Source organism: Chitinophaga sp. YR627 (assembly GCF_900114995.1).
Taxonomy (GTDB): Bacteria; Bacteroidota; Bacteroidia; order Chitinophagales; family Chitinophagaceae; genus Chitinophaga.
Genome location: NZ_FOUX01000005.1, coordinates 880,105 through 892,557 on the forward strand (window position 1 = coordinate 880,105; position 12,453 = coordinate 892,557).

General features: G+C 40.6%; 13 protein-coding genes and 2 tRNA genes. 7 read left to right on the plus strand and 8 right to left on the minus strand.

From position 1 onward, the window contains the following. Positions 1 to 132: 132 nt before the first annotated feature. Both BMZ72_RS28700 and BMZ72_RS28705 read left to right on the plus strand, forming a co-directional pair. Positions 133 to 2,904: a triple tyrosine motif-containing protein gene (locus tag BMZ72_RS28700; RefSeq protein ID WP_177222961.1), complete on the plus strand. Its 2,772-nt coding sequence runs from the start codon at positions 133 to 135 to the stop codon at positions 2,902 to 2,904. Positions 2,905 to 3,115: 211 nt separating this feature from the next. Then, on the plus strand, positions 3,116 to 3,949 hold the full coding sequence (locus BMZ72_RS28705) for an SGNH/GDSL hydrolase family protein (RefSeq protein ID WP_089813574.1): 834 nt from the start codon (positions 3,116 to 3,118) through the stop codon (positions 3,947 to 3,949). A gap of 38 nt (positions 3,950 to 3,987) precedes the next feature. Here BMZ72_RS28705 and BMZ72_RS37230 read toward each other — a convergent pair whose 3' ends face one another. The 4 genes from BMZ72_RS37230 to BMZ72_RS28720 all read right to left on the minus strand — a co-directional run bounded on the left by BMZ72_RS37230 (position 3,988) and on the right by BMZ72_RS28720 (position 6,415). Then, positions 3,988 to 4,119, minus strand: a complete 132-nt coding sequence (locus BMZ72_RS37230; RefSeq protein ID WP_143087809.1) for a hypothetical protein — start codon at positions 4,117 to 4,119, stop codon at positions 3,988 to 3,990. A gap of 50 nt (positions 4,120 to 4,169) precedes the next feature. After that, positions 4,170 to 5,135, minus strand: a complete 966-nt coding sequence (locus tag BMZ72_RS28710; RefSeq protein WP_089813576.1) for a glycosyltransferase family 2 protein — start codon at positions 5,133 to 5,135, stop codon at positions 4,170 to 4,172. Positions 5,136 to 5,332: 197 nt separating this feature from the next. Continuing rightward, positions 5,333 to 6,124: a nucleotidyl transferase AbiEii/AbiGii toxin family protein gene (locus BMZ72_RS28715; RefSeq protein ID WP_089813578.1), complete on the minus strand. Its 792-nt coding sequence runs from the start codon at positions 6,122 to 6,124 to the stop codon at positions 5,333 to 5,335. A 3-nt stretch (positions 6,125 to 6,127) separates the two neighbouring features. Further along, on the minus strand, positions 6,128 to 6,415 hold the full coding sequence (locus tag BMZ72_RS28720) for a DUF6922 domain-containing protein (RefSeq protein ID WP_089813580.1): 288 nt from the start codon (positions 6,413 to 6,415) through the stop codon (positions 6,128 to 6,130). A 301-nt stretch (positions 6,416 to 6,716) separates the two neighbouring features. Between BMZ72_RS28720 and BMZ72_RS28725 the strand changes: the two genes are divergently transcribed. Next, complete coding sequence (locus BMZ72_RS28725; RefSeq protein WP_089813582.1) at positions 6,717 to 7,496, plus strand: type IV toxin-antitoxin system AbiEi family antitoxin; 780 nt, start codon at positions 6,717 to 6,719, stop codon at positions 7,494 to 7,496. Beyond that, positions 7,480 to 8,382: a nucleotidyl transferase AbiEii/AbiGii toxin family protein gene (locus BMZ72_RS28730; RefSeq protein WP_089813584.1), complete on the plus strand. Its 903-nt coding sequence runs from the start codon at positions 7,480 to 7,482 to the stop codon at positions 8,380 to 8,382. The genes BMZ72_RS28725 and BMZ72_RS28730 overlap by 17 nt, the downstream gene beginning before the upstream one ends. Before the next feature lie 118 nt (positions 8,383 to 8,500). Here BMZ72_RS28730 and BMZ72_RS28735 read toward each other — a convergent pair. The 4 genes from BMZ72_RS28735 to BMZ72_RS28750 all read right to left on the minus strand — a co-directional run bounded on the left by BMZ72_RS28735 (position 8,501) and on the right by BMZ72_RS28750 (position 10,003). Further along, a tRNA-Leu gene (locus BMZ72_RS28735) sits at positions 8,501 to 8,586 on the minus strand. Between the two features lie 52 nt (positions 8,587 to 8,638). After that, positions 8,639 to 8,711, minus strand: a tRNA-Gly gene (locus tag BMZ72_RS28740). A 185-nt stretch (positions 8,712 to 8,896) separates the two neighbouring features. Next, positions 8,897 to 9,346 carry an Hsp20/alpha crystallin family protein gene (locus tag BMZ72_RS28745; protein ID WP_089813586.1) on the minus strand — a complete coding sequence of 150 codons (450 nt, stop codon included), beginning with the start codon at positions 9,344 to 9,346 and terminating at the stop codon, positions 8,897 to 8,899. Between the two features lie 174 nt (positions 9,347 to 9,520). Further along, positions 9,521 to 10,003, minus strand: coding sequence for a hypothetical protein (locus BMZ72_RS28750; protein ID WP_089813587.1), 483 nt, complete (start codon positions 10,001 to 10,003; stop codon positions 9,521 to 9,523). 166 nt (positions 10,004 to 10,169) lie between these two features. On the opposite strand from BMZ72_RS28750, the gene BMZ72_RS36705 reads away from it, so the two are divergent. From BMZ72_RS36705 to BMZ72_RS28765, 3 genes are all read left to right on the plus strand, one after another. Further along, complete coding sequence (locus BMZ72_RS36705; protein WP_177222962.1) at positions 10,170 to 10,334, plus strand: FeoB-associated Cys-rich membrane protein; 165 nt, start codon at positions 10,170 to 10,172, stop codon at positions 10,332 to 10,334. A 514-nt stretch (positions 10,335 to 10,848) separates the two neighbouring features. Continuing rightward, the gene (locus tag BMZ72_RS28760) at positions 10,849 to 11,151 is read left to right on the plus strand and encodes a hypothetical protein (RefSeq protein WP_089813592.1); all 303 of its coding nucleotides are present in this window, start codon (positions 10,849 to 10,851) and stop codon (positions 11,149 to 11,151) included. 10 nt (positions 11,152 to 11,161) lie between these two features. Further along, a complete protein-coding gene (locus BMZ72_RS28765) occupies positions 11,162 to 12,352 on the plus strand; it encodes a hypothetical protein (RefSeq protein WP_089813594.1) in 1,191 nt (396 codons plus the stop codon). Positions 12,353 to 12,453: the final 101 nt, after the last annotated feature.

Consider the following 12,453-nt stretch of genomic DNA (forward strand, 5'->3'; position numbering starts at 1 on the left):
CTAAATATAAGAAAAATTATTCAGGATCAATTCGGTTTTATATGGCTGGCAACACAAGGAGGCTTAAGCCGCTTCGATGGACATAACTTTACAAACTACCGTCCACTCAGCCCCGATAGCAGATACAGTATTTTGAATAATGATGTTGCTGACATCTCATTCTCTAAAGACAGTCTCAGTCTGTTTGCAGTAACACCCTATGGTGGTATCTCCATCATAGACCTGCAAACAGGGCTGGTCAGGCAACAATGTCCCTTAGCCAGTCTGCCGGATGGCAGACCTGTCACGGTAACAAAATGTATTGCCGATGGTGATTTCCTGTATATAAGTACGGATGAAGGACATTTCCTGAAATACGACACCCGGAAGCAAAAAATAGTCAGACAGGTCTTTTTTAAAACTTATGGAAAACTCGCCTACATTATATCCAACTATACATTCCTCAATGGAAGACTCAGTATATTTCTATCATCCGGAGATGTTTATAACTGTTCAACCGACCTCAAACTACTTAGCAAAGGACATTTAAATATACAGGCAGATGCGGTTCAGGGGGTTGACGTAAATAAGATCCTTCCAATAAACGATAGCATCTGTGTACTGGCAACCAACAAAGGCTTGCGCTACTACAATGTACTTAGCAACGAGGCTACCAAAGCGCCTTCTTTTTATAAACCACTGCCCCTCTCCTTTCAAAATAGCAATTGCAGGGATATTCAGCTTTATGGTGATAATCTCTGGCTGATCTGTGATAATCATTTATGGCGATATACTATCAGCAAAGGAGAGATCACCGCATATAATGCGGCCAGAGATCCGGAGATGCAGTCCTGGATAAGCGAAGCAAAAGGCACGCTTCAGACAGAAAACAGCTTATATATCATTTCCGGGAAAGGATTATCAACCATTGCAAATATTGACTGTCCATTCACCGCCTATTATAAATCTTCTGATGGCAAAGTAAAGATTCCGCTTGCTTATGCGATGTGCAGTCGTAGTGATTCCTCCATCATGATTGCAGCCACAGATGGCATTTACAGGGAGTATCATGATGATTTATCGAAGGTGTATACAGGACAGAATGTGAATTTCATAGCTCCCTTTATGGACGATCTGCAGATCGCCTCACAATCAGGTAAAACATTCCTGCTCGACCAGAACTTCCGGGAAATCAGTATTACGAAAAGATTCCCTGAGTTATCAGGTCTTGCACATGATCTTATTATCAGCAGCACGAATATTGGTGATAGTCTGTATCTTTTTGCCAGTGACAATGCAAATGGTATCTATTGCTGGTATCCACAAAAGAAAAAGCTGGTGATTATTAACTCCGGATCAAAATCACCCTCACTGAAATCCAATACACTCAATACACTATACCCTGCCAGTAATGGGGAACAGATTATCATATTATGCGACAACCAGCTTTCTGTCTACCATATCAAAACAGGGACGATCACACACCCTACACTCCTAAACCCTATTACCACCCTCCCGCTTAATATCATACTGGATATCTGTGAATCGGGTGGCTATTTCTGGGCGGCTGTCTATGGAACAGGGATCGTGCAAATAGACCGGCAGTTCAGGATTGTAAAAATATATGGATTAAAAGAAGGACTTCCCACTGCTGAGATCTATAAGATCATTCCCATTGACAAACGTCTGTTTGTATCAAGTAACAAAGGAATTATCCTGTTTGATACAGATGAGAAAAGCATGCGTTTATTCACAAAAAAAGAAGGTTTACAGGCAAATGAATTTGAAGAATATAGTGGTCTGCATGCGAATGGCTACATCTATTTCGGTGGCGCCAATGGCTTTACGAAGATCACGCCTGCACTCGTGCAGAAAAATCCGTTCCAGCCGCGTTTTTATATCCTGCATGCAGCTATTCAGACGAAAGACAAAACGAGACAAATAGACTCGGGCAATCTCTTTCTAAACAAGATCAGCATCCCTGATAACTGGCTCCAGGCAAGACTTTCTTTCAGGGGTATTAACTATAGCAACGCTGACAGACTCACCTATGCATATCGCATCAAAGAACGGGATACCAACTGGATTGCATTAGGTAACCAGGACTTCATCAACCTGATAGGTATGGGACCAGGCACCTATCATCTCGAAGCCAGAGCCGCCAACGAAGACGGCTACCTGAGTATATCCAGGACACTGGCATTGACGGTACAGCCCAGATGGTTTCAGACCTGGTGGTTCTACCTGGCAGTAGCGCTGCTGATCATCGGGATCACCTACAGCCTTTACGCCTGGCGTATCAGACAATTAAAACGGCAACAGGAAGCATTGAGGGAAATGCGGCAGGAAATTGCCGGAGACCTGCATGATGATATCGGCAGCGTATTAAATGCCATAAAGCTATTTGCCCATATGGCAGAACATGCACAGGAAAAACAACCGTATTTTCTGAATATCAAAGATTCACTCAAACAGGCGTCTGAAGGGCTGAGAGATATGATATGGGTATTGGATGACAACAATGACTCTGTAGACGAATTACTCAACAGACTACAATACCTGCTGTTACCAGTAGCCAATGCAAGTGCAGTAGAGCTACTCATCATAAAAAATTATACGCAGCCGGTTAAGCTGGGTAAAAAGGAAAAGAGAAATCTCCTTATGATCACCAAGGAAGCGGTCAATAACAGTCTGAAATACGCCAGGTGTAACAAAATCATCATTGAATTCCATATATCAGGCGCCAATATTACCGTATTAATACAGGATAACGGCCAAGGCTATTCGTCAGATAACATTATCAGGGGCAACGGCATCAAAAATATACACTATCGCGCAAAGCAGATCAACTATGAAGTACAGATCAATGCGGTTCCTGGCCAAGGAGTCGCTGTTTTACTAAAATCACACCCCTCCCTGTTGTAACAGGCACATGATAAGATCATAAAAAAAGTCCAGAATTAACATAATTTAATAGATCTGGCACATATAATATCTGAGCGATATTTCAGCTGCTTTTATCACCAACATAACGCATAAAGCATTCATCATATAGCAGATAATCTTAGACAATAGTTAGCAGAACGAACCTGGAAACCATATTCTTTGTTTTTCGTATATATTTATAAACATAGATATGAAAGTTCGTAGACTATTATTACTGCTGTTACCAGTGGTACTAGGCTCCTTTATGCCAATGAAAGGGATTACCTGGACTGCAATTGGCGATTCCTTTACCTATTTTAATGACCATCTCGAGGAAACTGACAACCGGGTTGAAAAAGGCTGGATAACAAGAACTACTGAGCTGGTGCCTGGCCTGACGTATATCAACCACGGACATAATTACTGGACAAGTGTTGAAATTGCCTACAAAATAGATCAATTTGACCTGAAGCCTTCAGATGTCTATACGATATTTCTGGGCACCAATGACTGGTGGCTGGGTGTGAAACCAGGTACATTGGAAGACTACACTAACAACACTGGTATTAATACCGTGAGCGGTTCTTTCAGGGTGATCATTGATAAATTACGCAGCCTTAATCCGAAGGCGCATATTATACTGATGACACCTATGCAGCGCGGCGACTTTGTATACCTTCTCAATAACAAGGTGAATAGCTGGGGATCGTATAAAGATCAGGAAGGACAAAGTCTGGAAGCTTTTGTAAATATCGTAAAAGCAATAGGTAAGGCAGAAAACTTCGAGATAGTGGACCTCTATAGTGAGCCCAGACTGGAGATCAGCAAGGCTGTAAAGTTTAAATACCTCAGAGATCCTCAGACACGCGAATACAAAGAATACACTTACCCTGATTATATAAACATACCATATACTGTCGGGGATAAATATCCTTACCCTATCAAAGCAATGGATGTGACTTATGATGGTATACACCCTTCAGATAAAGGATGTGCTATTATCGCTGAGATATTGGCGAAAACGATAAAGGGCCTTAAGTTTTAGGAATCAGGGGTCGTCTGATATTACAAAAAAAGGTTGCACTATTTGTGCAACCTTTTTTTCTTAAGATAGGCCAACAGCATAGCCGGCCTGTCTGTCTGAATAACCGTGAAGCCTTTAGACAGGAGCCAGTCCCAGCTATCTGAATTTTGCGAGGGGAAGAAAAAAGGCACCGACCGTCGTCGATGCCTTTACTAATTTTAGGACGTCTGCGCTATCTTGATCAGGCAGGTAATAAACGACATGTTTTTAATAGCATTTTAGTAGTTGTAATTCTACCATAACGGCCACCAACAGACAAAACAAAAAGCATCCAGTTCACTAAACCGGAAAACGTATATTTTGACTTTTCAGACACCATCTTAAACTCATTATAAAACTGCTTGTTCTTATGAAGCAACGCCCTCATGGCAGAATCCCTATGCAGTACATCATAATTTAATGTACCATGGAGTTTCAGATAAAAGTTCGTACCAGGATACTGCTTCAAAAGTCTTTCATACAGGTCAGAAGCTATAAAGTCCCTTTGTGAAAGCAGTTCACCTTTTTTATTCAGAAAATTAGAAGCCACACCTTCGTGTCTTCTGACATATGTTACACTTGTGCTCTCAATTTCGACATCATAAATACGGGCAGCCCTGCTCCAGAATTCGAAATCTCCCGCATAGGGAAATTGCTGATTAAACCAGCCGCTGGCTTCCACTATATTCGTTCTCAGAGAAACGTTCGATAAATTCCCCGGGAAGTTACCGAAACTGTAAAACCATACATCCGCCTCTCCCGCTTTGATTTTCGTAGGGATAATGTGTCGTTTAGGCGCATGATTGAATTTAACGAATCCAACTTCCTTTCTTGCATTTTTCCAATAAGCAACGACTCTGTCCAGGGAAGAATTATCCACCAGATAATCATCCTGACACAGTATCAGACTAACATCCGCGCCAGCTTTCGAAAAAAGGAAATTCAGATTGTCGAAAATACCAAGGTTCTTTTCCTGTTTGTATAGCTTTATCCTGCTATCGTTAAGGCTATCTAAATAATCACGGGATCCATCTTTAGAACAATCATCACTTATTAATAATTCCCAATCCTGGAAATCCTGCTTTAATACAGATTCTATACATTCTTTCAGATATGGCAACCCATTATAAACGGTCGTAATAATTGACAACGACGGGGTGGTGTTCATTGGTGTTTTTGTTTAATATTTCAATAGGTATAAAAGGAATACAGAAGTCCCAATAAGTATTAAATTAAGTAAAAATAAATATAATATTTATTATATAAAAGTTTCTGTATAGGTTAGGGAATAAGGAGTTTATTGGGCAGGATATCATTATAAAAGAAGAAGGCTCTAATACAGGTGGAAGAAATTATAGTTATTTATTAATTTATGGGTTTTACAGGAGGAGGTTTAAGCCCGCGAGAGCGAAGTAAGTCAATTACTTTTCTGCGCCATCCTGCTCTCGCAGATGGCCAGTTTTTACCAGAAGGCAAGATATCAATACTATCATGAGAATAATTAGGCCTAGATGGTAGCGCATTATATTTTATCTCATCAAATGCAAGTAGCAGGTAGATATTTTCAATGGGATTTTGGTCTTTATCCAGATCAAACAATGATTCAAACTTTTGTCCGCTAAACTTATTGAGTTTATCGGATAACATGTCAAAAAGTTTAGGTAATGGAATGTGGTCAGTAATAAAATCCAGATCGTAAATATCTTTTTTAGCTTTCCGGCTACTTGCACTCATTAGCTTCAGAAGACCAATATCTCTTAGTGAAAGCATCCTGATGCCATCCTTATATTCGATTGGGTCAATCAGAGGAATATTTTGAATAATTTCTACTTTGATGATGAGGTCATCTTTTTTTTTAAGAATGAATGCTCTTAAAAAGCAATATTGTTCTCCCATTTCAGGGTCAATAATTTCACAATTTATCAGGCGCTTGCCATAAAATGTCTCTAATTCAGATTGGATATATTCAAAGCCAGTTTTTCCTATAACTTGACTTGAAAATAGATCTATATCTATGGACCTCCGGTGATTAAAACGAAAGGCGAGATTAGTACCTCCTGCTAATGCAAAAGAAGAAAGGCAGGCGATAGATTGAAGTTCAACAATGGAATGGATTAGCGCTGGTGTAACAGCTTTCTCCATAGATTCATCAGACATATATTAACGGGAATATCTATGAAATGCTGGCATGTGGTATCTGTTGGCAACCATTTCACAAACTTTGTTACTAATTCGCTCTTTGGTGGTCTTTAGGATGCCGATAATTTCAGTGCTTGAATAAATAAGTTCTAATTTCTCAATATCCTCAGAAAACGTTTTTTCGTTAGTCATAAATAAGGCTCTTGGAATAATTAAATCCTGATCAGCTTCAGCATCTAATTGATCCAATTTAACATCCCAAAACAGGTGTTTTGGAAAAATAGATGATATTTTAATTGCCTTATTCACTTACTGAAGTTACTAAATAATATACCTATAACAAAAAAGGCACCGACTTGCGTCGATGCCTTTACTAATTTTAGAGCGTCTGCTCTTGTCTGTACCCAGGACGGGACAATTAGCGAACCAGTTGCTAACAGGATTTAATGGTTCTGTGAATAGTTCCAATATGTACCATTGCGGCTTAAAATGTCAATCTTACTCATACTTGGTTTAAAAAATATACTATTGTCGTACTATAAGTACTTAAATTTGATATTTAATAAACTTTCTTACTGCTTTGGTTTAGATAATATCTTATATTAGTACTATGAGTACGGAAATTGAAAGAAAAATAAACCGACTGGCCTCGCTGCAACCATCAGGGGTTGTTCTTCAATCTTCATGGCTTGTAAAACAAGGCTATAGCCATGACTTGCAGCAGCGTTACAAGAAGAGTAAATGGCTAAAGCCAATCGGTATAGGCGCTTTTATCCGTATGGGTGAGCAAGTCACATACGAAGGTGCCATATATGCATTACAACGACAAACTGGTTCGTTTATTCATCCAGGAGGCCGGACAGCCTTATCTCTTTTAGGTAAGGCTCATTATCTGGAATTGGCTACAAAACGAATCATCTTATTTAGTGCCACAAAAGACAATCTTCCTGCATGGTTTAAACAATATGAGTGGGATTGTCATATTGATTATCATGAAACATCTTTTTTACCTCCCGACTTAGGGCTTACGGAAATCGAGACAAAAAATTTCTCCATAAAAATATCAGGTGCCATCCGCGCAATGCTGGAATGCTTATATTTGGCTCCCCAAAACCAAGAACTCATTGAATGCTTCGAACTAATGGAAGGACTGAATAACCTTCCTCCCAGGCAAGTTCAGACTTTGCTTGAGAATTGTAATTCAATCAAAGTAAATCGCTTGTTCCTTTACATGGCTGAAAAGGCGGGTCATAGCTGGTTTAACTATTTGAACTTAAACCATATTAAGCTAGGCTCTGGCAAACGCAGCATTGTCAGTAATGGGGTTTACATCGATAAATACAAAATCACAGTCCCCCCGGAGTTGAAGCAACATGGAAGAAATATATAAAAAGCAGGTATCGCTTTTATTGTCAGTATTGCCAGAAGTGGCAAAGGAACAATGCTTTGCCCTTCATGGTGGCACAGCGATCAATCTTTTTGTGCGGAATATGCCTCGTTTGTCCGTTGATATTGATCTAACTTATTTACCGATAGAAGATAGAGCGGCCTCACTCAAAAGCATTGAAGAGGCCTTGGAAAGAATAAGAGCAAACATTGAAAAAGTTATCCCTGGTGTTAAAGTGGCCCATCGGCGGGATGCAGCTAAACTCCAGATATCAGCATACAAAGTTGATATAAAGCTGGAAGTCAATTTGGTTAATCGTGGCGCTTTAGCAGCTCCAAGGGTAATGGAATTGTGCGAAAAAGCTCAGAATGAATTTGAAGTCTTTTGTGTTATGCCTGTTGTTACAAATGGACAGCTTTTCGGCGGTAAAATTATTGCTGCTTTGGATAGACAACATCCTAGGGATCTATTTGATGTGAAATATTTGCTGGAAATGGAAGGTTTCACTGAAGAAATAAAAGAAGGCTTTCTACACTATTTACTTTGTAGTGATAGACCGATCAATGAAATCATTGTTCCTAATTTTCAAGATCATCGGGCAACAATGGATAATCAATTTACAGGAATGACAGTCGATGCATTCGGTTATGAGGAGTATGAAAGCATACGCGAAAATTTAGTTCAAACCATACATAGTAACCTAACGGAGGGTGATAAGAAATTTCTATTAAGCATCAAAAATGGAACTCCAGATTGGAGTATTTATAACTTTGAGAAGTTTCCGGCAATCCGTTGGAAGCTACGGAATTTACAAAGTCTCAAAGAGAACAATCCCAATAAACATCGTGAGCTGTTTGAAGCGTTGGAAAAGAAATTACGGCTAAATTGATTGTATGGTAAATTTCAATTTATGGGACACTGTTCCACAAATTGAAAAGTAAGCAATCTGGAACGATATAAAATATAAAAGCCTTCCAAGTTCACACTTGAAAGGCTTTTATAATTCGTACCCAGGACGGGAGTTGAACCCGTACGAGCGTTGCGGCTCACAGGATTTTAAGTCCGGCGTGTCTACCAATTCCACCACCTAGGTATCCTGTAAACAAAAAATCCAAACTGCTCCGCAATTTGGAAATCTTGTACTGAGCGGAAGACCGGGCTCGAACCGGCCACCCCGACCTTGGCAAGGTCGTGCTCTACCAAATGAGCTACTTCCGCTTATTTTAAGAACTTCGTCCCTTCAAAAGAACCATTGTTTTTTCGTTGGGATTGCAAAGATAAGGATTGTTTCTAATTAACCAAATAGTTATCCAATTTTTTTGAATTAATTTTTAAAATAATAGGCGATCGTAAATAAAGGCTGCCCGATAGCGGGCAGCCTAAAATTATAACCCATGTCTAAATCAACCAATTTCAATCATTCTGGGCGCTTTTTGTTTAGCATCTTCCTTTTTAGGAATTATCAGATGTAACAGGCCGTTATCATAGCGGGCATTTATTTTATCCTCGTCAACCACATTCTTCGGCAATTCAAAACTACGCTGGAAAGATTGGTAGCTGAATTCGCGTCTGGTATAATTAGATTCTTTTTTCTCCTGTGCCTGCTGTTTAGACGAAGAGATGGTAAGGGTATTGCCATCAAGCGTAATGTTGAAATCTTTTTTGTCCATACCTGGAGCAGCAACCTCCACTTCATAGCTGTCCGCAGTTTCCTTTATGTTCACAGACGGCACGGTGGTGCTGGTGGACGAATAATTGTTGTTGCCCCAGTTAAAGAATTCACGGCTGAAAAAGTCATCAAACAGAGATGGGAACACAGGAAAAGCGTTTGTTGTTTTTTTAACGAGTGACATAATTAACCTCCTTTTAATAAGTTAACAAATAACAGTTAAAAACTTAAGTTTCAGGTTTGGCCAACCTTTGTACAAAAGTCTTCAAACCCAATGCCACTGCTATTTACACTGAAATTTTTTCAGAAATCCTGTCATTTTTTTTGTCAGAACTTACATATTGTCAGTACCGAGTTTCTAATCACCCTTTTTCATCCTTTCTATCGTCTCCAGCATCTCGGGATGATCCGCTTCTCTTGCCAGCGGTAAAGCAAGGATCTGCCAGCGAATTCCCTCCTCTTTATGGCCGGACTGATATAATAACTGCGCATTCCTGCTCATATAATCACTAAATGCATATCGCTGCTTCGCCGGAATACCAGGACCAAATTTCTTTGCATAAGGGATGATTGAAATGGAGAAATTAGCCCAGTCATCCTGCTGCATGCTGTATATCGTCTGACTGAGCAATAACACCTCCTCACCGGCATCACCGTACAGGCTGATCAGACGTTTTCCCAATGTGCTCCAGTCGGGTGTGCTGTCACAACCGTTAAGATAAGGAATGACCTCTCCATGGAAGATCTTGTTCATTTGCTGTTCATGAAGGGTATCTCTGGAAGGTTGTGCAAAAGCTGAAATACTCAGCAGACAACAGAGGCTAACAATGAATGAATACATGGCATAAGGTATTAATGAGGGTCTGTTATGAAGTTACATGACAGACGCCCCATTTTACATAGGAGACAGGGAAAAACAAGTAGCAGGGCCTGCAGTTGGTCATATAAGCATAATATTGTTATCACACGCCTATCAGGTAAATTGTCTGAAACAACTGTTCCCGCTTATGCAGCATATTAACGTCACCCAGGTGTTTATTGTCATCCTCTTTGCCATTGCGTTAATCGCTTTTGTGATTATCCGGAACCGGAAAGACAGAAAAAAGCTGTTAAAAGATGATCCGGTAGAGGGTGAGATCGATGAACAACAACGAAAAAAAGATAAACTGTAACTCACAACAGGTCTTTCCGGACGATTGTAAATCCTCCGTATCCGTATGCCATGCGCCGTAAATAGACTGAAGGGGGAAATCCCCCCGTTATTTTGGGTCTTTTACCGCTTGTGGGCGCATGCCTCATGAGGGAACTTAGGGGCCTAAATAGCGCCCCATGACACCAAATTCTGATAATCACAACACATCTGACTATAGGTTAGGCTACCTGTCCATTATAGGCCTGATCGGCTTTATTACCGGCTTTCTCATCGTTTTTTGCGGCAACTGCCACTCTGTTGCCTCCCCACACTCCATCTTTCATGAAATTGAATATTCTCCCCGGTCTTTTGTGACCTCCCGTATAGATGAACAGATCGGGACTTATATCACTAAAATACAACTGGCTGGTAGAGCCATCCTCAAAACGACAACCCAAAAAAAGACAGCCTGGTCGCTACCTCTCCTCTATAGGTAAGCATTATCCAATCACTCTTCGACATCTGTTTTAATAATCCCATAAACGTTCACTTTTATGAAAACGATCACTATCAACGGCATATTCAGCGGTACCCCAAACGACTTCGTTGTACTGGACGTGTTCCGTCCCAACACGCTCCATCATCCTTATGATTTCAAAAAGACCTATACCAGGTCATTCACTGAAACTTTATCTGACCTGGAACCAGATACCACCTATAGTATCGACTTCTCAGGTTTTACTCCAGGCACATTTGACCTCGAGATCAGTGGCGATTTCGTAGGAGAAAATCCAATAACCGACTCGTTTGAAGACAGCAGTTTCACCCCCGGTTATGTTATCCACACTAACGACTAAAACCAGCTATATGAAAAAGTTTCTTTGCGCAACAATCCTTTTCCTGTCCTGCACGATCATTACCGTAGGACAAACAAAAGAAATTAGTGAGGAAATAAACAAACAAAGAAGTGCAAACTCCAAAGACGTACTCACCAGCTTCTTTCGTGCCAGTATAGATAACCTGCTGGGTAGCGACAGAAGCTTTACATTCAATTCTTCCCTCTATGGTATTGATTCGATTTTCCGCCGCAGAGGCGTACCTCCTCATAGTTACGGTACAGAAAAACGACTGAGAGGCACTTCTGTCAACCTCAATATTGCGGGTGACAGTGCCAATAATATCACCCGATATGGCGGCGGACTCAGTGTAACCATCCTCAACAAAAAAGATGTCATGTTAACAAAAATGGCGACAGCTGATCAGACGAAACTGCAACAACTGAGCTTCTTTATGAGCGCATTTAAAAGAAGCATCAAAAACGTCATTACACAGCATCACGCCGGATTTTTTGATGATACAACCCTCAACAAGGCCGTTACCGCATCATTGAAGGCAGCAGATGCTGCCAACGATTATACAAACGTACATCCACTGATCGCAGAAGCGATGAACGATCCCGCATTCATAACTGACATTATTGCTCAGAAGAACGCTTCTTTCACAATGGATGAAACAGAGATTACCACCTACGTAGGGCGCATTAAAAGAGGTGAAGATGCCTTTCAGACTGTTTACTCAGACATTGCCGAAAACTACCGGCAAAAACCACTCTGGACAGCCACCGGTAATGTCTCCTATGACAGGGTAGATAAACAGGCCGAGTACGAATTCTCCACCTATTTCATCAGAGGTATCGGTAATACGATCGGACGCAGACCGTGGGAGCTGGAAGCAAATGCCTCTTTTAAGATTGGCAGAGACTCCTCCTTCAAAGGGAGCAATTACAATAACAAACTGTTTTCTGCCAGTCTGGGCGTCAATAAAATACTGTTACAGGATGAACAGAAAGTCTCTAAGATGGAATTCAAGTTATTCACACAATACGACAGACAGCTCGGAGATGTGCCTCCGGATACACCAGACCATCTCTTTACCTTCAACTCAACAATAAGAATTAATGTATTTAAATCTTTATGGCTGCCGCTTACTCTACGGTATGACCCTGAAAACAGCAACTTTCTGGGGATGTTTGCCATCACCGCCAATATTGGCAACTAACAACCTATCAGACAAAAGCAGATTGCGGCAAAAAGACCGTAATCTGCTTTATTTACCATATCTTCAGTTGATCCCCAATTCGGACAACTGATCTTTATAAA